23 protein-coding genes are annotated in these 24,521 nt (G+C 66.5%); 15 read left to right on the top strand and 8 right to left on the bottom strand.

Annotated features, from left to right (window positions below):
* Position 1 precedes the first annotated feature (1 nt).
* Positions 2-1,288, top strand: a complete 1,287-nt coding sequence (locus tag WDLP6_RS00115; RefSeq protein ID WP_232076914.1) for a biosynthetic peptidoglycan transglycosylase — start codon at positions 2-4, stop codon at positions 1,286-1,288.
* 121 nt (positions 1,289-1,409) lie between these two features.
* Positions 1,410-2,306, top strand: coding sequence for a pirin family protein (locus tag WDLP6_RS00110; RefSeq protein WP_162590713.1), 897 nt, complete (start codon positions 1,410-1,412; stop codon positions 2,304-2,306).
* 57 nt (positions 2,307-2,363) lie between these two features.
* Here WDLP6_RS00110 and WDLP6_RS00105 read toward each other — a convergent pair whose 3' ends face one another.
* Both WDLP6_RS00105 and WDLP6_RS00100 read right to left on the bottom strand, forming a co-directional pair.
* Positions 2,364-3,053, bottom strand: a complete 690-nt coding sequence (locus WDLP6_RS00105) for a FadR/GntR family transcriptional regulator (RefSeq protein ID WP_162590712.1) — start codon at positions 3,051-3,053, stop codon at positions 2,364-2,366.
* On the bottom strand, positions 3,050-3,994 hold the full coding sequence (locus tag WDLP6_RS00100) for a dihydrodipicolinate synthase family protein (protein WP_162590711.1): 945 nt from the start codon (positions 3,992-3,994) through the stop codon (positions 3,050-3,052). The genes WDLP6_RS00105 and WDLP6_RS00100 overlap by 4 nt, the downstream gene beginning before the upstream one ends.
* A gap of 120 nt (positions 3,995-4,114) precedes the next feature.
* On the opposite strand from WDLP6_RS00100, the gene WDLP6_RS00095 reads away from it, so the two are divergent.
* The 12 genes from WDLP6_RS00095 to WDLP6_RS00040 all read left to right on the top strand — a co-directional run bounded on the left by WDLP6_RS00095 (position 4,115) and on the right by WDLP6_RS00040 (position 15,593).
* Complete coding sequence (locus WDLP6_RS00095; protein WP_162590710.1) at positions 4,115-5,308, top strand: ABC transporter substrate-binding protein; 1,194 nt, start codon at positions 4,115-4,117, stop codon at positions 5,306-5,308.
* Positions 5,305-6,402: an ABC transporter ATP-binding protein gene (locus WDLP6_RS00090; protein ID WP_162590709.1), complete on the top strand. Its 1,098-nt coding sequence runs from the start codon at positions 5,305-5,307 to the stop codon at positions 6,400-6,402. Before WDLP6_RS00095 ends, WDLP6_RS00090 begins: the two co-directional genes overlap by 4 nt.
* Positions 6,399-7,262, top strand: a complete 864-nt coding sequence (locus tag WDLP6_RS00085; protein ID WP_162590708.1) for an ABC transporter permease — start codon at positions 6,399-6,401, stop codon at positions 7,260-7,262. The genes WDLP6_RS00090 and WDLP6_RS00085 overlap by 4 nt, the downstream gene beginning before the upstream one ends.
* 2 nt (positions 7,263-7,264) lie before the next feature.
* A complete protein-coding gene (locus WDLP6_RS00080) occupies positions 7,265-8,107 on the top strand; it encodes an ABC transporter permease (RefSeq protein ID WP_162590707.1) in 843 nt (280 codons plus the stop codon).
* 15 nt (positions 8,108-8,122) lie between these two features.
* The gene (locus WDLP6_RS00075; RefSeq protein WP_162590706.1) at positions 8,123-9,325 is read left to right on the top strand and encodes a mandelate racemase/muconate lactonizing enzyme family protein; all 1,203 of its coding nucleotides are present in this window, start codon (positions 8,123-8,125) and stop codon (positions 9,323-9,325) included.
* An 8-nt stretch (positions 9,326-9,333) separates the two neighbouring features.
* Positions 9,334-10,269, top strand: a complete 936-nt coding sequence (locus WDLP6_RS00070) for an aldose epimerase family protein (protein ID WP_162590705.1) — start codon at positions 9,334-9,336, stop codon at positions 10,267-10,269.
* 138 nt (positions 10,270-10,407) lie between these two features.
* Positions 10,408-10,971 carry a Spy/CpxP family protein refolding chaperone gene (locus WDLP6_RS00065; protein ID WP_162590704.1) on the top strand — a complete coding sequence of 188 codons (564 nt, stop codon included), beginning with the start codon at positions 10,408-10,410 and terminating at the stop codon, positions 10,969-10,971.
* Positions 10,972-11,110: 139 nt separating this feature from the next.
* A complete protein-coding gene (locus tag WDLP6_RS00060) occupies positions 11,111-11,893 on the top strand; it encodes an endonuclease/exonuclease/phosphatase family protein (RefSeq protein WP_162590703.1) in 783 nt (260 codons plus the stop codon).
* A 13-nt stretch (positions 11,894-11,906) separates the two neighbouring features.
* Positions 11,907-13,136 (top strand): cardiolipin synthase ClsB, encoded by a 1,230-nt coding sequence (gene clsB / locus WDLP6_RS00055; RefSeq protein ID WP_162590702.1) that lies wholly within the window; start codon positions 11,907-11,909, stop codon positions 13,134-13,136.
* Positions 13,137-13,264: 128 nt separating this feature from the next.
* Positions 13,265-14,167, top strand: coding sequence for a lysylphosphatidylglycerol synthase transmembrane domain-containing protein (locus WDLP6_RS00050; protein ID WP_232076913.1), 903 nt, complete (start codon positions 13,265-13,267; stop codon positions 14,165-14,167).
* Between the two features lie 111 nt (positions 14,168-14,278).
* A complete protein-coding gene (locus tag WDLP6_RS00045; protein WP_162590700.1) occupies positions 14,279-14,986 on the top strand; it encodes a TIGR03915 family putative DNA repair protein in 708 nt (235 codons plus the stop codon).
* Positions 14,987-15,095: 109 nt separating this feature from the next.
* Positions 15,096-15,593, top strand: coding sequence for a polyhydroxyalkanoate granule-associated phasin (locus WDLP6_RS00040; RefSeq protein WP_162590699.1), 498 nt, complete (start codon positions 15,096-15,098; stop codon positions 15,591-15,593).
* Between the two features lie 28 nt (positions 15,594-15,621).
* Here WDLP6_RS00040 and WDLP6_RS00035 read toward each other — a convergent pair whose 3' ends face one another.
* From WDLP6_RS00035 to WDLP6_RS00025, 3 genes are all read right to left on the bottom strand, one after another.
* Positions 15,622-16,803, bottom strand: a complete 1,182-nt coding sequence (locus WDLP6_RS00035; RefSeq protein ID WP_162590698.1) for a metallophosphoesterase — start codon at positions 16,801-16,803, stop codon at positions 15,622-15,624.
* Between the two features lie 196 nt (positions 16,804-16,999).
* Complete coding sequence (locus tag WDLP6_RS00030; protein ID WP_162590697.1) at positions 17,000-17,473, bottom strand: carboxypeptidase-like regulatory domain-containing protein; 474 nt, start codon at positions 17,471-17,473, stop codon at positions 17,000-17,002.
* Positions 17,474-17,603: 130 nt separating this feature from the next.
* On the bottom strand, positions 17,604-18,098 hold the full coding sequence (locus tag WDLP6_RS00025) for a hypothetical protein (protein ID WP_162590696.1): 495 nt from the start codon (positions 18,096-18,098) through the stop codon (positions 17,604-17,606).
* 95 nt (positions 18,099-18,193) lie between these two features.
* Here WDLP6_RS00025 and WDLP6_RS00020 point away from each other — a divergent pair, with 95 nt between their 5' ends.
* Positions 18,194-18,973, top strand: coding sequence for a hypothetical protein (locus tag WDLP6_RS00020; protein ID WP_162590695.1), 780 nt, complete (start codon positions 18,194-18,196; stop codon positions 18,971-18,973).
* 30 nt (positions 18,974-19,003) lie between these two features.
* On the opposite strand, the gene gyrB is transcribed toward WDLP6_RS00020, so the two are convergent.
* The 3 genes from gyrB to dnaA all read right to left on the bottom strand — a co-directional run.
* Complete coding sequence (gene gyrB, locus WDLP6_RS00015) at positions 19,004-21,628, bottom strand: DNA topoisomerase (ATP-hydrolyzing) subunit B (RefSeq protein WP_162594911.1); 2,625 nt, start codon at positions 21,626-21,628, stop codon at positions 19,004-19,006.
* Positions 21,629-21,767: 139 nt separating this feature from the next.
* Positions 21,768-22,874: a DNA polymerase III subunit beta gene (gene dnaN / locus WDLP6_RS00010; RefSeq protein WP_162590694.1), complete on the bottom strand. Its 1,107-nt coding sequence runs from the start codon at positions 22,872-22,874 to the stop codon at positions 21,768-21,770.
* Positions 22,875-23,141: 267 nt separating this feature from the next.
* Positions 23,142-24,521 (bottom strand): chromosomal replication initiator protein DnaA (gene dnaA, locus WDLP6_RS00005; RefSeq protein ID WP_162590693.1); only part of this gene is annotated, 1,380 nt, incomplete at its 5' end.

Here is a 24,521-nt window from a genome sequence, read left to right as displayed (position 1 = left end):
AGTGATTTTGAACAAAGCGCTGCGTTATCTGTTGTATGCCTTGCTGGCCCTGATCCTGACGGCCGCGGTCGCCGCCTTCCTGATCGTGAAGCTGGCGCTGGCGCCGGGCCAGGACGAATGGCCGACCCGCATCAAGGCCGGGCCGCTGACGCTCGAGGTCGGCGTGCCGACGGCGATCCGGCTGGCCACCTCGTCCTGGTTCGCGCCGTGGATCGCAGGCCGCACCCTCGACACCGGCTTCGGGCCGATGCGCTTCGCATGGGACGAACCCACCAACACGCTCGAGATGGACTGCGCGCCCTGCAGCGCCGTGGTGCCCGCGCTCGGGCCGGTGCCGATCCGGGTCGACAACCTGCGCATCACGGCCCGCCGCGATGCCGGCTCGCTGAGCGGCGCGCTGGAAGGCACGCCGGGCGCACTGCCGGCCGGCGCCGCATCCGGCACCACCGACAAAGTGCTTCACGCGCGCTGGAACGGCCGGCTCTCGCAGAAGAACCTGCAGCTCAACATCGATGCCGCCGACGCGCCGATCACGCAGTGGTACGCGGTGCTCGCGCCCGAACTGCCCGAGCTGCAGCGCGCGCGCATCGGCGGCACGCTGGCGCTGCGCGCGCAGGTCACGCTGCCGGCCGGCACCTTCGCGATGCAGCCGCGCATCTCGCAGTTCACCGTCGAGGGACTGGGCACCGAAGCGATGCTCGGTGCGCGCAGCAGCTGCGGCGCACCCAGCCGCCTGGCCAGCGACAGCTGGCTCGCGCGCGCCGTGATCGCGGCCGAGGACCAGCGCTTCTTCACCCACCCGGGCTACGACCTGACCGAACTCACGGCCTCGATGGAGGGCAACCAGAAAGCCGAGCAGGCCGAGCGCGGCGGCAGCACGCTCACGCAGCAACTCGCCAAGCTGCTGGTGACCGGCAGCGAGCGCAGCGCCGCGCGCAAGCTGCGCGAACTGCTCTATGCGGTCGAGATGGAACAGACGCTCGGCAAGGCGCGCATCCTGCAGCTCTACCTCGACAACGCGCCCTGGGGGCCGGCCCTGTGCGGCGCCGAGCCGGCCGCGCGCCGCTATTTCAAGCGCAGCGCACGCAACCTCGAACCGGCGCAGGCCGTGTGGCTGGCGGCGATGCTGCACAACCCGGGCGCCGCGCTCGAGAAGTGGCAGCAGAGCGGCCAGATCGATGCCGCACGCGCCAAGTGGGTGGCCGAGGGCATTCGCGGCATCACCCATGGCCAGCGCGAAGCGCTGCTGCGCGGCGTCGCCAATGCGCACTTCGCGCCGCCGCCCTGACGAGATCTTCGTGCAGGCGTGATCGATCAGCCGGCCTCGCCCGCCCGGCGCCGGTCCTTCGCCCCTTGTGCCGGTCGCCCCACGCACAACGCGGTCGTCCCGTCCGTGCCACCATGGCCGCATGACCACCGCACACCATCCCCACGCCGTCGAACCCGCCGCCCTGGCCGCGCCGCGCGGCATCGACCAGATCGTGGCCGGCGTCTCCACCAGCGACGGCGACGGCGTCAAGCTCACGCGCGTGCTGCACCAGACCCTGCAGCAGCGGCTCGACCCCTACCTCATGCTCGACGCCTTCGGCAGCGACAACCCGGGCGACTACATCGGCGGCTTTCCGAGCCATCCGCACCGCGGCTTCGAAACCGTGACCTACATGATCGCCGGCCGCATGCGCCATCGCGACAGCGCCGGCCACGAAGGCCTGCTGGAAAACGGCGGCGTGCAATGGATGACCGCCGGCCGCGGCCTGGTCCACAGCGAGCTGCCCGAGCAGGAAGAAGGCCTGATGGAAGGCTTCCAGCTCTGGCTCAACCTGCCGGCCAAGGACAAGATGCGCAAGCCCTGGTATCGCGACATCCAGAGCGCGGAGATCCCCGAATTCACCACGCCGGCCGGCGTGCACGTGCGCGTGATCGCCGGCGAGAGCCACGGCATCGCGGGTGCGGTGCAGCGCGATCACACCGAGCCGCTCTACCTGGACATCACGCTGCCGCCGGGCGCCGAGTTCGCGCAGCCGCTGGCGCCCGACCACAATGCGCTGATCTATGTATTCCGCGAGTCGCTCTACATCGCCGGCAGCGAGATCCCGACCAAGCGCATGGCCATCCTCGCCAACGCGGCCGACAGCGACGGCGTGCTGCTGCATGCGCCCGCTTCCAATCACAGCCCGGCGCGCGCGCTGCTGATCGCGGGCAAGCCCCTGCACGAACCGATCGCGCAATACGGTCCCTTCGTGATGAACACCCGCGAACAGGTGACGCAGGCGATGCACGACTTCCAGAACGGCAAGCTCGGCTAGAACCCACCGACGCCGTGCCGCGGCCCGCGCCGTCCACGGCCGAAGCGAGGGCAGCGATCAGGTACCGAACATCCGGTCGCGCGCGCGTTCGAGGTGAAGCTTCATCGCGTGCGAGGCGGCTCGCGCATCGCGCTTCTGCAGCGCACGCAACACCGCTTCGTGCTCCGCCTGCACCAGCTTCTGCCGCTCGGCGCTCTTGAAGAGCGACAGGCTGCGCATCAGGTTCATGCTGAACAGGACCTGCGGCTGCATCGAGGCGATCACCGAGGTGAAGAACTGGTTCTTGGTGGCTCTCGCAATGGCCAGGTGAAATTCGAAATCCTCGTCCACCCCCAGCGCCTGCTCGCTGATCACCGTATCGAGCAGGCGGAACCTGCGCTCGATCTCGGCCAGGTCGGCATCGTCGGCCACGCTCGCTGCGAGCGCCGCGGCGCCGGGCTCGGTGACGATGCGGAATTCGTAGCAGCGCTGGATGTCGGAAATCGTCTCCAGCGGCGCGAAGAGCGGCAGATCGGGGTCGGGTCGCTTGACCACCACCGTGCCCGACCCCTGGCGCGTCGCGATGATGCCGTCGGCACGCAGGCGCGACAGTGCCTCGCGAATGGTCGGACGCGAGGTGGAGAATTTTTCGGCCAGCGCCTGCTCGGTCGGCAGCTTCTGTCCTTCGGTGAATCCGGTCTCGCCGATGGAGCCGAGAATTTCCCGATAGACGCGATCCACCAGACCGGTGGTTTGGCGATTGCTCATGAAGATGCCTGGGTTGCGAAGGCCGGGTCGCGGTTGTAGGCGAGCAGGTCCTGGGCTGCCGCCCCGATCTCTTCGTGCCGGTCGGCCGGCGATGCACTCAGGAGCGGCAGGTGCGGGCCCATGTCGGCCAGTCCCGAAAGACTCACCGCGTCGTGCAGCACACGGATCAGCGAGATCGAATCGCGCAGCGTTTCCAGCGGCATGAAGCGGTCGTAGATCGGTTGGGCCGCGGCCAGATCGCCGGCCTTGAGCGCCTCGAACAACCGCCGGCATGGCGCCGGTGCAATGCAACCCGAACCGGTGGTGTACGAAGCGAGGCCGAGCCGCGCCAGATGCACCAGCGTCGGCCGTTCGCCCATGCCGCTCACGATGCGCCGCGGCGTGATGCGCGCGATCAACGCATCGAGGTAGGCATCGACCGCAGGGTCGGGGCGCACGACGGCGTACTTGACCACCAGCACGCGCTGGTCGTCGACCAGCTTGCCGAGCGCGTCGACGCCGATCGACTTGTCGTCCTTGAGGTAGACCGTCACCGGCATGCCGAGCAGATCGACCACGCGCGAGATGCCGTCGACGATGCCTTGCGGCGTCGCAAAGCCCTGCATCGGCAGCACCATCGCCGTGCGAAAGCCGCTGCCGCGCAGCACGCGGGCCTGGTCGCTCATCTTTCCGAAGTCCGGCCCGATGGCAGGGATCACCCGCGTGGTGTCGGCCGCGGCGTCGGCCAGCATGGACAGCAGTTCGCCGTATTCGTGAACCGACGCGTGATAGAGGTTGGCGTTGCCGCCGTACAGCAGCGTCCTCACGCCGCCCGCCTCGATGTGCCGGATGAGCTTGCGGTTCTGCGCGGCGTCGAGCGACAGGTCCGCACGGCGCGCGAGCGGCGGCACGGCGAGCACCGATTCGGCAAATTCTTCGACGGAGATGGGAGACGTTTTCATGGCGGTGCCGGGTGGGTCAAGGAACGGGTCGCCGAAAATTGTATGACAACTTGATTGACTTCGCGCAAAGTTGTCATACAAAATCGGGCACAGCAAAAACATCCCTATTCGGAGACAACCATGCAGTCCTCTTCTTTGCCGAGCCCGCGGCGCGCCCTCCTTGCGACACTGCTGGGCCTCGCGCTCGGCGGCGGCGCCCTCGTGCATGCGGCCGACCTGCCGCTGCCGAAATCGCCCGTCGTGATCAACATCGTCGACGCGGCCGGCAACCTCGCGCTGACGCAAGGCGCGATGGAGGCCTACCAGGCGCAGAACCCCAAGCTGGTGTCGAAGTTCACCTTCACCAAGGCGCCCGCGCCCGAGATCCCTGCCAAGGTCAAGGCGATGCAGGCCGCGGGGCGCAGCGACATCGACATGATCATCGTCGGCACCGACGCGCTCGCCGCCGGTCTGGAGATGGACCTGTGGGTCAAGCTCTTCCCCGACTTCGACAGCAAGTTCCCCAACCTGAAGGAGAACTACCTGCCCAACGCCGAGAAGATGAACCGGCTGGCCAGGGACCATGGCCTGGCAATCGTGTTCATGCCCTCGGGACCGCTGGTCGAATACAACCCCGACAAGGTCAAGGCGCCGCCGACCACGCCGCAGGAGCTGCTGAGCTGGTGCAAGGCGAACCCGAACAAGCTGATCTACGCGCGCCCGGCCAACTCGGGTCCTGGCCGCACCTTCCTGATGGGCCTGCCCTACCTGCTCGGCGACAAGGATCCGATGGATCCGGCGAAGGGCTGGGACAAGACCTGGGCCTTCCTCAAGGAACTCGATGCCTGCATCGAGTACTACCCCACCGGCACCGCCGCCGTGATGAAGGAACTGGGCGAGGGTTCGCGCGACATGACGCTGACGGTCACCGGCTGGGACATCAATCCGCGCGCGATCGGCATCGTGCCCAAGAATTACAAGGTGCTGCCCTTCAAGGGCATGACCTGGGTCAACGACGCGCACTACATCGTGATCCCGAAGGGCGTCCCGCCCGAGAAGGAAGCGGTGGTGCTCGACCTCGTCGCCTTCCTGCTCAAGCCGCAACAGCAGGCGATGACCTACGACACGGGCTATTTCTATCCGGGCCCGGCGGTGAAGAACGTGCCGCTCTCGCTTGCGCCCAAGGAGAGCCAGGGCGTGATCAGGGAATTCGGCCGCCCCGAATACGAAGGCTGGCTCGCGCAGTTCCCGCATGCACAGCCGCTGGAAGCCAAGGCCATGGTCGATGCCTTCCGTCGCTGGGACCAGGAAATCGGTGCGCGCAAGACCAAATGACGTCCAACTTCTCCGAATTGCGGCTTGACCGGGTCACGCGCCGCTTCGGTTCGTCCGGCTCCGGCAACGCGGGGCCGCACTTCACAGCGCTCGATGCGCTGAGCATCACGATCCGGCGCGGCGAGTTCATTGCGCTGCTCGGGCCGTCGGGCTGCGGCAAGTCGACGGCGCTGAATTGCATTGCGGGCCTGCTGCCGGTTTCGGACGGCGGCATCTGGCTCGACGACACGCGCATCGACATCCTGCCGCCGGAGAGGCGCGGCTTCGGCATGGTGTTCCAGAACTACGCGCTGTTTCCGCACATGAGCGTGGAGCGCAATGTCGGCTTCGGGCTGGCGATGCGCGGCGTCTCCGGCGTCGAAAGCGCACAGCGCGTCAAGCGCGCACTCGACCTGGTCCAGCTGAACGCGCATGCGAAGAAATTGCCGGGGCAGCTCTCGGGCGGCCAGCAGCAGCGCGTCGCCATCGCGCGCGCGATCGTGATCGAGCCGCCACTGGTGCTGATGGACGAACCGCTGTCGAACCTCGATGCCAAGCTCCGGCTGGAGATGCGCGCCGAGATCCGCCGCATCCACCGCGAGCTCGGACGATCGACCATCTACGTCACGCACGACCAGGACGAGGCGCTGTCGCTCGCCGACCGCGTGGTGGTGATGAAGGACGGCGTGGCCCAGCAGATCGCGCCGCCGCATGCGATCTACGGCGAGCCGGCCAACCTGCACGTCGCGCGCTTCATGGGCTATCGCAATCTGTTGCCGATGAATGTGCGCGGCATGGCCGGCACCGCAGCCACGCTCGAGGCCGACGGCTTCACGCTCGAGGCGCGGGCGATGCAGCCGCTCGACGGCGGCCGGGCGCTGGTGGCGATGCGGCCCGACGAGTTCGAGATCGTCGGCACGCCCGGCCCCAACACCTTTTCGGCCCAGGTCGGCAACGTGGAGTACTGCGGCCGCGACAACATCGTCGATGTCCGCACGGCCAGCGGCATCGCCCTCATCGTGCGCACCGAGGCGCCGCTTCGCACCGGCGAGTCCGTGCTGCTTGCGATCCCGCGCGACAAGGCGCTCGCATACCCCGACGACGCCGCAGCATGACGCAGGGCCATGCTTCCTCGTTCGACCGCGCATTGCTGCTGCTGGTGCCGGCGACGCTGTTCATGCTGGCGATCTTCGTCTATCCGTTCCTGTACGGCCTCAACCTGTCCTTCCATCCGACGGAAGGCGACTGGCTCGCCAATTACGCCAGGTTCTTCACCACCGACAACCTGTGGGGCACCATCGGCACCACGCTGCGGCTCTCGATTCCGGCGACCGTGATCAACCTCGGCCTGGCCCTGCCCATCGCCTACCAGATGCGCATGAAGAGCCGCTACCAGAAGTGGATCACGACGCTGCTGGTGATCCCGCTGACGCTCGGCACGGTGCTGATCGCCGAGGGCATGCTCGGCTACTTCGGTCCCAAGGGATGGCTGTCGCAGACGCTGCAGTTCCTGCATCTCTACGAAGGCCCGATCCGCCTCACGCACAACTACTGGGGGGTGCTGATCTCGCTGGTGATCTCGGGCTTTCCGTTCGCGTTTCTGCTCACGCTGTCGTACGTGACCGGCATCGACCCGAATCTTCCGCGCGCCGCCGCGACCCTGGGCGCTTCACCATGGAAGCAATTCCGGCACATCTACCTGCCGCTGCTCGTTCCAGGTCTGGCGATGGCGTTTGCGCTGTCCTTCGTGCAGGCTTTCTCGGTGTTCCCGTCGGCCGTGCTGCTCGGCTCGCCCGCCGGCGCGACGCGCGTGATCTCGATCGCGGCCTACGAAGCCGCGTTCGAGCAATACGACTATTCGATGGCCTCGGCCGTGGCGATGGTGATGGGCCTGGTGCAGCTGATCGTGGTGACGGCGGTGCTCGGCGCGCGCGGGATGTTCTACCGCGGCCCGGTTTCGGGCGGGAAGGGTTGAGCATGGACAGTCATCGTCTTCTGATGAAGCTGTGGAAGTCGCTGGTCGGGCTGGTGATGGCCTTCTTCCTCGTCAATGTCGCGCTCATGGTGGCGGCGGTGGCCACCAGCTCGGTCGCCCGCCGCTGGCTCGGCACCTGGCTGCCCAATGGCTACACGCTCAACTGGTACGCAGCCGCATGGAAGGAGTTCCAGCTCGGCAGCGTGCTGTGGGTCACCGTCGAAGTGGTGGCCGCGGTGGTGTTCCTGTCGATCCTGATCGGCGTGCCGGCGGCCTATGCGCTCGCGCGGCGCGACTTCGCGGGCAAGCGCCTGTTGATGGGACTCTTCCTGATCCCGCTGATGGTGCCGCCGATCACTTACGGCATTCCGCTCGCGACGGTGATGTACCAGGCGCACATCGCCGGCACCATCTTCGGCGTCATCCTGGCCAACATGATTCCCGCCGTGCCCTTCATGATCCTCGTGATGACGCCCTTCATCGAGCAGATCGACGGCAACCTCGAATCGGCGGCGCGGGTCTTCGGCGCCAGCACCTTCAAGCTGTTCCGCTACGTGCTGCTGCCGCTGCTGGCGCCGGGCATCCTGGCGGCCTCTCTGCTCGTGCTGGTTCGCACCATCGGCATGTTCGAGCTGACCTTCCTCACGGCCGGCCCCGATTCGCAGACGCTGGTGGTCGCGCTCTACTACGCCGTGTTTGCGGCCGGGGTGCGGGCACCGCAGTCGGTCGATGCGATGGCGATCATCTACATGGTCGTCACGCTGGTCTGGCTCCTGATCGCGCTGCAGTTCGTCAATCCGACGCAGTTGGTCAGCCGCGTCAAGGAACATCCGCAAACCGCCTAGCGGCGGTCACCACGCATGAAGATCACACAGGTCGACACCATCCAGTCGGGCGCCTATCCCAACATCCTCTGGGTGCAGATCCACACCGACAGCGGGCTCGTCGGTCTCGGCGAAACCTTTCGCGGCGCACAGGCCGTGCAGGCGCAGATCCACGAACTGACCGCGCCCTACCTGCTGGGCAAGGATGCGCTGGCCATCGAGGCGCACAGTGCACACCTGCTGCGCGGCTATCTCGGCTTCGCCAGCAGCGGCGTCGAGACCCGTGCCGCATCGGCGGTCGACATCGCACTCTGGGACCTGCTCGGGCAGGTGACGCAGCAGCCGCTCTACCAGCTGCTCGGCGGCGCGGTGCGCGAGCGGGTGCCGGTCTACAACACCTGCGCGGGCTACACGTACAACAAGGCGGGCCAGCGTCGGGCGATCACCGACGGCAGCGCCGAGGTCGCGGCCGAAGGTCCTTATGAAGACCAGGTCGCCTTCGTCAAGCGCCCGGCCGCGCTCGCGGAAAGCCTTCTCTCCGAAGGCTACAAGGCGATGAAGATCTGGCCCTTCGATCCCTTCGCGCAGGCCAGCCGCGGGCAGTCGATCTCAGCGCGCGATCTCGACACCGCGCTCTGGCCCTTTCGCGAGATCCGGCGCGCCGTCGGCGACGAAATGGACATCATGGTGGAGTTCCATTCGATGTGGAACCTGCCGACGGCCGTGCGCATCGCCCAGGCGCTGGAAGAGTTCAAGCCGTATTGGGCCGAAGACCCGGTGCAGATGACCAACCTCGACACCATCGCCGAATACCGCTCGCGCACGCGGATACCGGTGTGCGCGAGCGAGACGCTGGCCACGCGCCAGCCCTTCCTGCATCTGCTCAACCACAACGCCGTCGACTACGTGATGCTCGACCTGAGCTGGGTCGGCGGCATTTCGGAAGCCAAGAAGATCGCCGCCATGGCCGAGGCCTTCCACAAGCCCGTGGCACCGCACGACTGCACCGGTCCGGTGGTGCTGGCAGCGTCGCTGCATCTGGCGATGAGCACGCCCAACGTGGTGCTGCAGGAAGTGGTGCGCGCCTACCTCACGGGCTGGTACCGCGAGCTGGTCACGCAACTGCCCGAGGTGCGCGATGGTTTCGCCAAGGTGACGCCCGGCGCCGGGCTCGGCCTCGCGCTCGCGCCCGGGCTGCTGCAGCGGCCGGAGGTGGTCGTGCGCAGCAGCCGGCTCTAGCGGCGCACGTGGCACGCCTGCATGTCTCGCCCGAGATCGTCCTGCGCTGCGACAGGCTGCGGGCGCTGCTGGCGCCCGCGGCCGGCGGCCGCATCACGGCGTTGAGGTCGACCGGGCTGCGTGGCGGGAGTGACATCGACTGGCTGGTGCCGCTGGCCGACGCGGTGCGCGCGGACGGTTTCGAATCGACCGCCTGGCCCAAGGCAGGGTGCTATCCGCTGGTGCCGTTTTCCAACCGCATCCGTGCGGGACGCTTCAGCTGGAACGGGCGCCAGGTCCGGTTGCCGATCCATCCGGGAGAAGCGCATGCGCTGCATGGCGGCAGCCAGCAGATGCCCTGGCAGCTGATCCAGCATGAGGCGAGCAGCGCGACGATGGAATACCGCCACGCGGCAGGCGCTGCGGGATGGCCGTGGGCATTCCGCGCGAGGCAGCACATCGCGCTCGACGAGAACGGCATGACGCTCGGCCTGCGGATCACCAATGACAGCGGCGAGACCATGCCTTGCGGCTGCGGCTTCCATCCCTATGTCCCGGACCGCTTCGGCCATCGCCTGCGTTTCGATGCGCGGACGGTGTGGCCGCCCGATGCCGAATTCCTGGCGACCGCGCCGCGGCCACCGGAAGCCCACGATGACTACGCGATACCGCGTGCCCTGCACAATGGCTCGCTCACGCAGTACTACAGCGGCTGCTCGGGCCCCGTCGAACTGGAAGCCGCGGACGGACACCGCATTCGCATCGAGACCGACGAGGTGCTGTCTCATCGGGTGCTGCATCGTCCCTCGCCCGAGGCCGGGAGCTACTTCTGCGTCGAGCCGGTCTCGCACGTCGCGGACGCGGCCAACCTGATGCAGCAAGGCCGCACCGACACGGGTTGGCATCTTCTGGCGGCCGGCGAAATCTGGGAATGCAGGCTGAGGCTGCGCATCGAGCCTGCCTGAAGCCCGACGCCACGCTGCCGGGTTCATCTATCTTTACGCGCGCTAACGCTGTCCTCACGGCCGCGTTACAGAGCGCCGCCACACTTCGTCTCACCTGCTGCCCCTCGGTGGCAGGCTTCTTCGAAAGGAAGCACTGCCATGATCTCTTCTCGCAAAAACCTCCTCCTCGCCGGCTTGCTGGCGTCCGCCACCTTCTGCTCGGCCGGTGCGTTCGCGCAGGCGCCCTCGGCGCCCGGCGTGCCCGCAGCCGAAACGCAGTCTCATGCCCGGCCTGCGGCGCAGCACGGGCACATGGACCCGGCCCAGCGCATGGAACGCATGCAGGCGCATCGCGCCAAGCGGATGGCCGATCTCAAGCTGGTGCTCCAGATCACGCCCGCCCAGGAAAGCGCCTGGCAAAGCTTCACGGCCGCGCAGCAGCAGCCTGCCCGTCCGGCCGGCGCGGCCCGTTTCGATCGCGCCGAGTTCGCCAAGCTGACGACGCCGCAGCGCCTCGACCGCATCCAGGCGCGCCAGGCCGAACGCAGCGCGATGTTCGCCAAGCGTGCCGAAGCCACGCGCAACTTCTATGCCGCCCTCTCGCCGGTGCAGCAGAAGATCTTCGACGTCGAGGCGATGCACTTCGCCGGCCACGGCCGCGGCGGCCATATGGGCCACATGGGCCATGCCGGCAACGAAGCGCCGGCCCACGACAAGGGTTGAGTCCATGACGCCTGCCGGCGTCACGGAAAAGAAAGGCCCGCAGCGATCAGGCGCTGCGGGCCTTTGACTTTGGAAGTATGAAGAAGGTGGCGCGTTCCTACAGCCGGGCGGCGAGCGGCGGCTTACAACCGAACACCTGATGTCTCTCTCCCCTGCGGCCGTTGCGACAGCCACGCCCACTTCCCTGAAGGTCATGACCGTGAACACCCACAAGGGCTTCACGGCGCTGAACCGCAGGTTCATCCTGCCCGAGCTGCGGGATGCGGTGCGCACCGTGGGCGCCGACGTGGTGTTCCTGCAGGAAGTGCTCGGCACGCATTCGCGCCATTCGCGCAAGGTCGACAACTGGCCCGAGGCGCCGCACTACGAATTCCTGGCCGATACCATGTGGCCGCAGTTCGCCTATGGGCGCAACGCGGTCTATCCGAAGGGTCACCACGGCAATGCAGTGCTGTCGAAATTCCCCATCGTCCATTTCCGCAACCACGACGTGTCGATCACCGGTCCGGAAAAGCGCGGCCTGCTGCATTGCGTGCTGCGCCTGCCCGGGCGGCCGGTCGACGTGCATGTAGTCTGCGTGCACCTGGGGCTGGCCGAAACGCACCGCCAGCAGCAGCTGGAGCTGCTGTGCCACATCGTGCGCGACGAGGTGCCCGACGATGCGCCGCTGGTGGTCGCCGGCGACTTCAACGACTGGCGCGCCCGGGCCCACGAGATCCTTGCCGAGGGCGCCTCGCTGCGCGAGGTGTTCGTGCATGCCAACGGCAGTGCGGCCAAGACCTTTCCGGCGCGCTTTCCGCTGCTCGCGCTGGACCGCATCTATGTGCGCAACGCCGGCGTGCATGCGCCCATCGTGCTGCCGCGCAAGCCCTGGTCGCACCTGTCGGACCACGCGCCGCTGGTGGCGGAGATCGAACTGTGAACGGGCGCCTCCCATGAGCAACAACTGGGTCGCCGGCAACCACCTCGAGTTGCTGGAGAACGGCGAAGCCTTCTATCCGCGCGTGTTCGAGATGATCCGCGCGGCGGAGCGCGAGGTGATCGTCGAGACCTTCATCCTGCTGGAAGACAAGGTCGGCGAACAGTTGCACGCCGCGCTGCGCTCGGCCGCGCTGCGCGGCGTCAAGGTCGACCTCATGATCGACGGCTTCGGTTCGCCCGATCTGTCGCCGGCCTTCATCGAGGGCCTGACCTCGGCCGGCGTCAAAGTGCGCGTCTTCGATCCCGGCTCGCGCCTGTTCGGCCAGCGCCTCAATCTCTTTCGGCGCATGCACCGCAAGCTGGTGGTGATCGATGGCCTGCGCGGCTTCGTGGGCGGCATCAACTTCTCGGCCGATCATCTGATGGATTTCGGGCCCAAGGCCAAGCAGGACTATGCGGTCGAGCTCACCGGCCCGATCGTGTCGGAGATCCATCGCTTCGTGCTGCATGCGATCGCGGTCGGCGGCAAGGGCCCGGGCTGGTTCCGCCGCCGCCTCAAGGCGGCGCGCCACGAAGAGAGCGCGCCCACCGGCACCGCCGACGTGCAGTTCGTGACGCGCGACAACCGCCGCCACACGAACGACATCGAACGCCACTACCGCGCCGCGATCCGCACGGCGCGTCACCGCATCATCATTGCCAACGCCTACTTCTTTCCGGGCTATCGGCTCATCAAGGAGATGCGGCGCGCGGCACGGCGCGGCGTCGACGTGCGGCTGATCCTGCAGGGCGAGCCGGACATGCCGATCGTCAAGGTCGCGGCCAGCATGCTCTATCACCACCTGCTGCATGCCGGCGTGCGCATCTACGAATACTGCGAGCGCCCGCTGCACGGCAAGGTCGCCGTGGTCGACGATCAATGGAGCACCGTCGGTTCGAGCAATCTCGACCCGCTGAGCCTGTCGCTCAATCTCGAATCGAACGTCATTGTGCGGGACAAGGATTTCAACCACGTGCTCGCGGGGCGGCTGAACGAGCTCATGCGCCACAACTGCAAGCAGGTGCAGACATCGGACCTGACGGAATGGAGCGGCTGGCGCCTGGTGCGCAGCTTCTTCATCTTCCACCTGCTGCGCTGGTATCCGCGCTGGGCCAGCTGGCTGCCGCGCCATGCGCCGCGGCTGAAGCCGCTCGAGGCGCCGCCCGAGCCCGGCAGCGGCGCCACGCAGACGGACGCAGCATGAAGAACACCGCGGAACCGGCTCCGCCGGGCCGCCGGTGTTGCCCCCTGCAAGGGGGTTGGCGGCCACACGAAGTGGGCAAGCCTGGGGGTGAGCCCAAAGCTTGGTGGCCCTGGGCCAGGCGCGTTGTCGTGAGCGGCTTCCTGCTCTTCGTCGCCGCGCTGCTCATCTTCCAGGCGCGAGCCATCGAGTGGCGCGAGGTGTTCGATGCGATCGGCGCCTATCCGTCCGCCGTACTGCTGACCGCTGCCACGCTGAGCGCCGCGAGCCACCTGATCTACAGCAGCTTCGATCTGGTCGGGCGCCGCTACACCGGCCACGCGCTGCGCGCGCCGACGGTGATGGGCATCACCTTCGTGAGCTATGCCTTCAATCTCAACCTGGGCACCCTGGTCGGCGCGGTCGGGATGCGGGCGCGGCTGTATTCGCGGCTGGGGCTTGAAGCGGCCACCATCACGCGCGTCGTCGGCACCAGCATGCTGACCAACTGGCTCGGCTACTTCCTGCTGGCGGGCCTGGCTTTCCTCTGCTGGCCGCTCGCGCTGCCCGCGGACTGGCACATCGGCGTCGGCGCGCTGCAGGTGCTCGGCGGGGCACTGGTCGCGGTGGCACTGGGCTATCTCGCGCTGTGCGCCTTCTCGCGCCGGCGCGAGTGGACCGTGGCCGGCCACGAGATCGGCCTGCCCGGCCTGCGCCTCGCGGGCATCCAGCTGGTGATCTCGATCGCCAACTGGGCGGTCATGGGTGCGATCATGGATGTGCTGCTGCAGGACAAGGTCGGCTACCCGACGGCGCTGAGCGTGCTGCTGACCGGCGCCGTCGCCGGCCTGCTGTCGCGCGTGCCGGCCGGACTCGGCGTGCTGGAGGGCGTCTTCGTCGCGCTGCTGGCACCGCCGCTGTCGAACACCACGCTGATCGCCGCCGTGCTGATGTACCGCGCGGTCTACTACTGGGCGCCGCTCGCGGTGGCCACGCTGCTCTACCTCGCGATGGAAGCCAACGCGAGGAAGCTCGCCGCCGCCGCGGCGGCGTAGCGCCATCACCTGCCCGCTGACATGCGACGGCCGCGCACGCCGGTCGAGGCCTCTCTGTTTTCCACCTGACCGCCTACAACATGCGATCGCGCCGCGTCCTAACTTGGCGGCATGTTGCAGCACACCGTCATGCTCGCGAGCGAGACCGACTGGCCCGGCTTTCGCCAGGAAGTTCGCGGGCTGCTCGCCCGTCTGGTGCCGCCTGAAGCGGTGAGCTGGCACACGCCATCGGTGATCGCATCCGATCTATGCACCCGGCCGGCTGCACGCGGCCACGCTGCCGAATCCGCGCGCGGCAGCATGAACCTGGTGGTGCCGCGTTCCTTCGTATCGCTGTGCGAGACCGTCGTCCTTCATGAGGATCCTGCGCGCTTCGCGCTGCTGTACCGACTGCTCTGGCGTCTGGTGCACGAACCCGCCCTCGGCCATGCGCCGCTCGACGCGGAACGGCTGCACGCGCAGCACATGGCGCAGGCCGTGCGGCGCGACATGCACCGGATGAAGGCCTTCGTTCGCTTCTGCACCATCGAGGAGGATGACGACGAGGGCCCCTTGAACGCCGCATGGTTCGAGCCCGTCCACCATGTCGTCGAGGCGGTGTCGCCCTTCTTCGCGCGCCGTTTCATGCACCGACGCTGGGCTCTCTTCACGCCCGAACGCAGCGTACGAGGCCGCGGCGAGGAGATCGAGTTCGGACCCGGCGTCCAGCGCGACCAGGCACCAGCGTCGGATGCCGGCGAGGCCCTGTGGCTCATGCACTACCACAGCGTCTTCGATCCGACCCGGCCGGGGCTCGCCACGCACGCGCGGAGTCCATGACGGAGACGGGCGCCGCTGCGTCTGCCGGTCGATCCTCGCAAGTAGGACGCCACCACCAAATTCATGCTGCAGTGCAGCAATTCGCCGTGCAAAGGCCTATAGTGAGGTCATGTCGCCCAGCCTGTCATCCTCCCCTCGCTTCTTCAACCCGCTCATGCTGTGGGCCGACGTCGGTCTCAAGACCCACGAGATGCTGCTGTCCTCCGGCTCGGTGATCCGGATGCGGACCGAGCGCATCGCACAGGCCGGCCTCACGCCGAGCGCGGCCGATCTGGCGGAGTTCCAGCTGATGGGGCAGGAAAAGCTGGCGGCCGCCACCGAATCCGGCGCGGCGATGGCGAACCAGCTGCACACCACCCAGTTCGCGCTGGTGCAGCGCGCCTTGCAGCAATGGCTGATCGGCGCGGCCGCGCTCCTCGCGCTCATCACCAGTACCGATACCGAGCAGGCCGTCACACATGCCAGGACACTCGGCAGCGCCGCGGCCCGCTCGGCCGCCACGGCCAGTCAGCTGTCCAGCGCCAGCGCACGCATCGTCCAGCGCGGGCTGAAACCCATCCATGCGAAGGCGACATCCAACGCGCGCAGGCTGAGCGCGCAAGCCTGAGACAGCTCGCGCGAGGCCGCGGCCCGCCTCAGACGGCCTGCACCAGGCGCAGCAAGGTGATCTCGGACGGCGCGCCGAAACGCTTGGGCGGTCCCCAGTAGCCGGTGCCGCGGCTGGTGTAGACCCACATCTCGCGCAGCTTGTGCAGACCCGCCGTGAAGGGCTGCTGCAGTGGCACGAACAGGTTCCATGGAAAGAACTGGCCGCCGTGCGTATGGCCCGACAGCTGCAGGTGGAAACCCGCATCGGCCGCGGCCGGGGCGCTGCGCGGCTGGTGCGCCAGCAGCAGCCGCGTGTGCACCAGCGGCGGTGCACCGTACAGCGCGCCCTGCGGGTCGCTCGCATGTGCGGCATCGAAATGCACCGCGGTGTAGTCGGTGACGCCCGCCACCACGAGCGCACTCTCGAGTTCTTCTTCCTCGGTCTGCGCGCCGGTGGTGTTGCGCGTCTGCAGGACCACGTGCTCGTTCATCAGCACGCGCATGCCGAGCCGGCGCAATTCGTCGACCCAGGCATGCGCACCGGCGTAGTACTCATGGTTGCCGGTGACCACGAAGGTGCCGTGCCGGGCGCGCAGGCTCGCGAGCGGCGCCACATGGTCGCGCAGTTCGTGCACCGTGCCGTCGACCAGGTCACCCGTGATCGCGACCATGTCGGCACCCAGGCCGTTGACCGCCTCGACGATGCGCTGGATGTAGCCGCGCTTGATCGTCGGACCGACATGGATGTCGCTCAGCTGCGCGATCGTGAAGCCGCTCAGCGCCCGTGGCAGGTCGCGGATCGGCACGTCGACCCGCACCACGCCGGCCGTGCGCCGGGCGTTGAGAAGGCCGATCAGCGAGATCACGGTCGCCGCAAGCGGCACGGCGACAGCGCTCCATGAGCGCCATGGCTGCCCATCGATCTCCCATCCGCCGATGAGCGTGGCCAGCCAGCCCAGCAGCAGCCCAGCGTCGCGCACGATCGTGAGCACGAACATCGAGGAGAACCAGCCCATGCTCAGGAGCCCGATCCACTTCCAGACATCCGGCATCGGCCGGCGCGCAGAACGCCGGCCGATGAAGGGCAGCGGCATGGTCGCCGCGGACACCACCAGCGCCGCCAGCAGCAGCGGCCAGGCGAGCGTCCACGCCTGCAGCGCGGGCAGCAGCCGCAGTCCGACGTAGACATGCAGCAGAGCGATGAGAAGGGTCAGCGGACGGAGCGGCATCGAGGCCTTGAAAGACGGGCAGAACCCAGACAGCCCATGTGAGAGCGTTCGCCACTCTATTCAAGGTCCGTGCCACGGCGCGGGCGGCATTTTCTTTCCCGCACGCGGCGCAAGGCCAAGGGCCATCCGCTCGGGGTGGACCAAGCATCCGGAAGGATCCTGGTCCGATGGCGGCGTCAGCCGACGCCGCCGGCTGTCACGAATGCGCGCTGGTGGTGTCCGTGCCCGCGGGCCAGACGAAGAGGGTCTTGGCCGGCATCCCTGCTTGGACCTCGACCTCCTGCTTCAGCGTCTGGCCGGCCAGCGTGGCCTCGACCTCGTAGCGGCCCGGATCGAGCCGCGCGACCATGAAGGGGCCGTCCGCGGAGACATGGCTGAGTACCTCGTGGCCGGACGCGTCGCGCACCGTCACCGAGATGCCGGCCGCGAAGTCGCCGCCGTTCTTGTCGTTCCTGTCCTTGACGGCGAATTCGAAAGTCGCCGGCCAGCGCGGCGACACCGTCTTCATCAGCGCGGCCTCGTCGCTGCCGATGCCGCCGCTCATGTATTCGATGCCGTTCGCCATGTGGATCGGCGGGTTGTAGATCGCATGGGCGGCCAACGCACCGAAAAGTGACGCACCGCCAATTGCAAGCGCGGCTGCGGGCCGCCAAAACCGGATCGTGTTCATCGCTGTGTCCTTGCTCGAGTTGGCGTGAAGCGAACTTCACGGCGCCACTATCCCCAGCAAGGCTTAGGCGAACCTGAATTCTGCGGCGCGCTCGTGGGTACCTCGGCGCCGAAACCGCCGCCGAGCCAGCTCAGTCGCCGGTGCGCGCAGCGGCTTGCTGCTCCGTCCGCGGCAACCCCGTCGCGGCAGCGAAGTCGATGTTCGACGGCCAGACGAAGACTGCCTTGGACGACTGGCCATTGAACACCGTCAGCGGCTGCTCCAGCGTCACGCCGGCCAACGTCGCCTCGACTTCGTAGGCACCGGGCTCGAGCCGGGCGAGCATGAAGGGCGCATCGGCCGACGCTTCCATCACCTGCCGGTTCGAATAGCGCTCGCGCACCACCACTTTCACGCCGGCCGGGACATGGCCCGGTTTGGCGCGGCTCACCGAAAACTCGAGGGCTGCCGCCCAGCGCGGCTCGACCGTCTGCATGAACGCTGCCTCGGCGCTGCCGTTTCCGCCGCACATGTATTCGACGCCTTGCGCCACGCGGATCGGCGGATTGGTCAGCGCATGCACCGACGCCATCGCACCGAAGAACGCCAAGGCGGCGACGGGTTGCCAAAACCGGATCGGGTTCATTTCGGTGCTGTCCTTGTCAAGAAAACGGCGTGGGAATCGCCGGGAATTTTCCTTAGCAAGACTCGGGCTCGACATAGCGTTTACGCGGAGGGAGCGTGGACGCGGCGATCGGAGATCGATCGGGCCGGCACTATTTCATGAATACCGAGGTCGTAAGCGCCAACCCGCACCGCGCGCAATCACGATCGAAGACACTCGGCACCGCGATGGGTACCGACGACAACGATCACATGGACGAGCGCCGCACGGTGCTCGCAGAATGGGAACGCGCGTTGCGGCCGAAGCAGGGCCGGCCATGGCTGCTTTCGCTTCTGATCTGGCTTGGTGTACTCGTCGCCGTCTGTCTGGGCGGGCAACGATGGATGGAATCGCGCGAGGCGCAGCGTCTTTTCCCCTCGCAGCAAAACCGCACCGACGCAGGCACATCGCTGAGTTCTCCCACCATCACACCGGCGATGCGCTCATCGGCGCCCTCGCCGATCACGAGCGATGGACCTGGGGCTCGTGTCACGCCGATCACGAAATGCGTCTCGCGCAGCGGCGGTGCAGCCTACTCCGACGGGCCGTGCCCGCAGGGCGCGCAGTCCATCATCATGGCCGTTCGACCGGATCTCAATCTCGCCGACGGCATGAGTCCGCAGGTACGCGAAGCTTCTCTTCGAGACAACCGTTCGGCAGCACTCGCCCAGACACAGCACGAGGAACGCGTGGCGCGCAACGTGGACCGCACTGCATCGGAATGCAGCGAAATCGAAACCAGGATCGGCTGGCTCGATGCACTGGCACGACAACCGCAGCCGGCCTCGGAGCAGGATCGGATCAGGAACGAAAAGAAGCAGGCACGCGATCGGCAGTTCGCGTTGCGGTGTCGCTAGCTTTCGAGATGGCGGCCAGAGGGCCGGCGCTCACACGTCGATATTCGCCGCCCGCAGCGCGTTCTGCTCGATGAACTCCCGCCGCGGCTCGACCTCGTCGCCCATCAGCATCGTGAACACGCGGTCGGCTTCGATCGCGTCGTCGATCTGGACGCGCAGCAGGCGCCGCACCGTGGGGTCCATCGTGGTCTCCCACAATTGCTCGGGGTTCATCTCGCCCAGGCCCTTGTAGCGCTGGCGCGAGGTGGCGTTTTCGGCCTGTCCGATGAGCCAGCGCATCGCCTCGCGGAAGTCGTTGACCTTCTCTTCCTTGGCGCGTTCGCCTTCGCCGCGCTTGACCACGGCACCATCGCCCAGCAAATCGCGGAAGGTCTTGGCCGCCTCGGCCAGCGCCGCATAGTCGGCGCCGTGCACGAAGTCCTGCGTCAGCACGCTGCTCTTGATGTTGCCGTGGTGACGGCGGCTGATGCGCAGCAGCGGCTTGTCGCTGCGGGCGTCGAACTCGCTGGCGACCTCGGCCGGCGCGCCTGTGGTGTTGAGTTCGCGCAGCTTGTTCTGCAGGGCCACCGCGGAGGCTTCGGCACTTGCCGTCGTCTCGAGGTCCAGCGACACGCCGTCGGCGATCGCGCGCAAGGCCGCCGCATCGAGGAACACGCCCAGGCGCGCGATGACGGCCTCGGCCAGCTGATGCTTGCGCGCGAGCTCGGCGAGGGCGTCGCCTTTGAGCGTGGTCGGCTGCGCGCCACCGGTCTCGACGCTGGCATCCTTGAGCGCGACTTTGAGCAGGAAGGCATCGAGCGCCGGGCCGTCCTTGAGGTATTGCTCCTCCTTGCCGACCTTCACCTTGTAGAGCGGCGGCTGTGCGATGTAGATGTGGCCGCGCTCGACCAGTTCGGGCATCTGCCGATAGAAGAAGGTCAGCAGCAGCGTGCGGATGTGCGCGCCGTCGACGTCGGCGTCGGTCATGATGATGATGCGGTGGTAGCGCAGCTTGGCGACATTGAAGTCGTCGGCGCCGCCGCCCGCGCTGGTCGCGCCCGCGCGGCCGATGCCGGTGCCAAGCGCGGTGATCATGGTCAGGATTTCGTTGCTGGTCAGCAGCTTCTCGTAGCGCGCCTTCTCGACGTTGAGGATCTTGCCGCGCAACGGCAGGATGGCCTGGAACTTCCGGTCGCGGCCCTGCTTGGCCGAGCCGCCGGCGGAGTCACCCTCCACCAGGTAGACCTCGCAGAGCGCCGGATCCTTCTCCTGGCAATCGGCCAGCTTGCCGGGCAGGCCCATGCCGTCGAGCACGCCCTTGCGGCGCGTCATCTCGCGCGCCTTGCGGGCGGCTTCGCGCGCGCGCGCCGCATCGACGATCTTGCCGCAGATGATCTTGGCGTCGTTCGGGCGTTCCTGCAGGTAGTCGGAGAGCAGTCGGCCGACGATGTCCTCGACCGGCGCGCGCACCTCGCTTGACACCAGCTTGTCCTTGGTCTGGCTCGAGAACTTGGGCTCCGGCACCTTCACGCTCAGCACGCAGCACAGGCCTTCGCGCATGTCGTCGCCGGTGACCTCGACCTTGGCCTTCTTGGCGAACTCATTCTCTTCGATGTACTTGTTGATGATGCGCGTCATCGCGGCACGCAGGCCGGTCAGGTGGGTGCCGCCATCGCGTTGCGGGATGTTGTTGGTGAAGCACAGCACCTGCTCGTTGTAGCCACTGTTCCACTGCATCGCGACCTCGACGCCGATGTGCGTGCCTGGAATGCCGCCGTAGGTGTCGGCCGGCTTCTCGCCCATCGCGTAGAACACGTTGGGGTGCAGGACGGTCTTGCCCTTGTTGATGAATTCGACGAAGCCCTTGACGCCGCCAGCACCGGAAAAATCATCTTCCTTGCCGGTGCGCTCATCAAGCAGGCGGATGCGCACGCCATTGTTGAGGAAGCTCAACTCGCGCAGGCGTTTGCTGAGGATCTCGTAATGGAAATCTGCGTTTTCCTTGAAGATCTCATCATCGGGCAGGAAGTGCACTTCGGTGCCGCGTTTTTCGGTTTCGCCCGTGATCTTCATTGGCGAGACTTCGACGCCGTTGACGGTCTCGACGATGCGGTTCTGCACGAAGCCCTTACTGAACTCCAGCGTATGCACCTTGCCGTCGCGACGCACGGTGAGCCGCAGCATCTTGCTGAGCGCGTTGACGCAGCTCACACCGACGCCGTGCAGACCGCCCGAGACTTTGTAGCTGTTCTGGTTGAACTTGCCACCTGCATGCAACTCGGTCAGCGCGATCTCGGACGCCGAGCGCTTGGGCTCGTGCTTGTCGTCCATCTTGACGCCGGTCGGAATGCCGCGGCCGTTGTCGGTGACGGACACCGAGTTATCGGTGTGGATGGTAACCACGATGTCGTCGCAATAACCTGCGAGCGCCTCGTCGATCGAGTTGTCGACCACTTCGAACACGAGGTGATGCAGGCCGGTGCCGTCGGAGGTGTCGCCGATGTACATGCCCGGGCGCTTGCGCACCGCCTCCAGGCCCTCGAGGATCGTGATGGCACCTTCACCATAGGAATTGTCCGCGGCCGGTGTCACTTCGATCGGAATCGCGTTGTCGATTTCAGGCGTGTAGACCGGCTCGGTGTGCGGCACTTCCGGCTTGTTTTCTTCACTCATCAGGATCTTTCTCTCAGGGACTCGGCTCACCGGCGTTCTCTCTTCATTTCCAGAAATACCGCGGATCCGGCTCAGCCGGTCCGCCGGTATTACCCCTGCAAGGGGGTGGGCGGCCCCACGAAGTGAGGCAAGCCGGGGTGTGCTAAATCCTCATTGGCATCACAACGTACTTGAACGACGCGTTCTCGGGCACTGTCATCAGCACCGAGCTGTTGGAATCGGCCAGCTCCAGCTTCACCATTTCCTGGCCCATGTTGGCGAGCGCATCGATCAGATAGGTCACGTTGAAGCCGATCTCGATCGCATCGCCGCCGTAGTCGATGTCGAGTTCGTCCTGCGCTTCTTCCTGCTCGGCGTTGTTGGACGCGATGCGCAAGGTACCGGGCTCGATGTTGAGCCGCACGCCCTTGAACTTCTCGCTGGTCAGGATTGCCGTGCGCTGAAGGCTCGCCAGCAACGGCGCGCGGCCCAGCGTCACGCTGTTCTTGTGGTTCTTGGGAATCACGCGGTTGTAGTCGGGGAACTTGCCTTCGACCAGCTTGGTGACGAACTCCATGCCACCGAAGCTGAACTTGGCCTGGTTGTTCGCGAACTGCATTTCGATCGCGCCTTCGGCGTCCGACAGCAGGCGCTGCATCTCGAGCACGGTCTTGCGCGGCAGGATGACTTCCTGGCGCGGCACTTCGACGTCGAGCGTTGCAGAAGCAAAAGCCAGACGATGGCCATCGGTGGCCACGAGGCTCAGCTGCTTGCCTTCGGCGACGAACAGGATGCCGTTGAGGTAGTAACGGATGTCGTGCACTGCCATCGCGAACGAGACCTGGCTGAGCAGGTCCTTGAGCGTCTTCTGCGGCACGCTGAAAACCGGGCCGAAATTGGCCGACTCCTGCACCAGCGGAAAGTCCTCGGCCGGCAGCGACTGCAGCGTGAAGCGGCTCTTGCCGCCCTTGAGCACCAGCTTGTTCGCGCTCGACTCGAGGCTCACGGTCTGGTCGGACGGCATCGTGCGCAGAATGTCGATGAGCTTGCGAGCACCCACGGTGGTCGTGAAGCTGCCTTCATCGCCGCCGAGCTCGGCCTGGGTACGGATCTGGATTTCGAGGTCGCTCGTGGTGAGCTGCAGCTGGCCGCCGGTCTTGCGAATGAGCACGTTGGCCAGGATCGGCAGCGTATGGCGCCGTTCCACGATCCCTGCCACCGACTGCAGCGCTGCGAGGACTTTGTCTTGAGTTGCCTTCAATACGATCATGTCTTACCTCTTCCTTATTTCTTTAATTCAACTTAGTAGTAGTAGATAAGGGACGCTCCCTGCTGTGGACAGGGCGATTTTCCGCTTTCGTGACAGGGAGTTGCTGCAGTCGGCCGGCTGTGCGCAGCCGTGCTTCGGTGCTGTCGTGCCGAGGCGCACAACTTCGGCCTTCACGCCGCGGCTGTGGACAAGGTCCTTCTTGTGCCGGAACTGTCCCCAGAGTTGTCCTTTGACAGGCCGATGCGAATCTGCGATGACAGTCATTCGTCAGCCCTTGAGCGTCTGTTCGAGCACGTGCAACTGCTGGTTGAGTTCGGTGAGCTGCTGGCGCTCGCCCGAGATCTTGCGCACGGCGTGCAGCACGGTGGTGTGGTCGCGGCCGCCGAAGAGCTCGCCGATCTCGGGCAGGCTTTTCTGGGTCAGCTCCTTGGCCAGGTACATGGCGATCTGGCGCGGTCGTGCAATCGAAGCAGGACGCTTCTTCGAGTACATGTCGGCGACCTTGATCTTGTAGTAGTCGGCCACCGTTTTCTGGATGTTCTCGACCGAGATCTGCCGGTTCTGGATCGAGAGCAGGTCGCGCAGCGCTTCGCGCGCGAGCGCGATCGAGATGTCCTTCTGGTTGAAGCGCGAGTACGCAAGGATCTTGCGCAGCGCGCCTTCGAGCTCGCGCACGTTGGAGCGCACGTTCTTCGCCACGAAGAAGGCCACTTCCTCGGGCATCTCGACGCTTTCGACGCGTGCCTTGTTGATCAGGATCGCGACGCGCATCTCGAGCTCGGGGGGTTCGATCGCGACCGTCAGGCCGGAATCGAAGCGCGACACCAGCCGCTCGTGGATGTCGGCCAGGCCCTTGGGATAGGTGTCGCTCGTCATGACGATGTGCGACTTCTTGGCGAGCAGGGCTTCGAACGCATTGAAGAACTCTTCCTGCGTACGGTCCTTGTTGGCGAAGAACTGGACATCGTCGATCAGCAGCAGATCGAGCGAGTGATAGCGTTCCTTGAATTCGTCGAAAGTCTTGCGCTGATAAGCTTTGACCACATCCGAAACGAATTGCTCGGCATGGATGTAGAGAACTTTGGCTTCGGACCGCTCCGACAGCAGGCGGTTGCCCACCGCATGCATCAGGTGGGTCTTGCCCAGACCGACGCCGCCATAGATGAACAACGGGTTGTAGAGATGGCCGGGCATGCCTGCCACATGCATGGCGGCAGCGCGCGCCATGCGGTTGGCGGTGCCTTCGACCAGGGTGTCGAAAGTCAGGCCCGAATTCAGCCGGTTCTTGAAGCTGGCGGCGGCCGGATCCTCACCCGGGCCTGCCATGTCGCGCGGCACGTCGGTTTCCGACACCACGGCCAGTGAGGTAGGCCTGGTAATCACTTCACGAGGAGCGAGCGCTAACTCGATGATTACCGGCTGGCCATAGAGCTTCTCGGCCATCGATGCGATCTTGCCGGCGTACTGGGCCCGGATCCAGTCGAGCTTGAAGCGGTTGGCGACGAACACCGTGACGCGGGACAGGTCGTCTGCGACCCGCGCCGTCAGGGGTTTGATCCAGGTATTGAACTGCTGTTCGGACAGTTCCTGCGCGAGCTGATCGACGCAAGCCTGCCAGAGGCTGTCACCGATGCTGTCACTCGGCAT

This window comes from Variovorax sp. PBL-E5 (genome assembly GCF_901827185.1).
GTDB lineage: Bacteria > Pseudomonadota > Gammaproteobacteria > Burkholderiales > Burkholderiaceae_C > Variovorax.
This window is presented reverse-complemented; position numbering and strand designations above follow the sequence as displayed.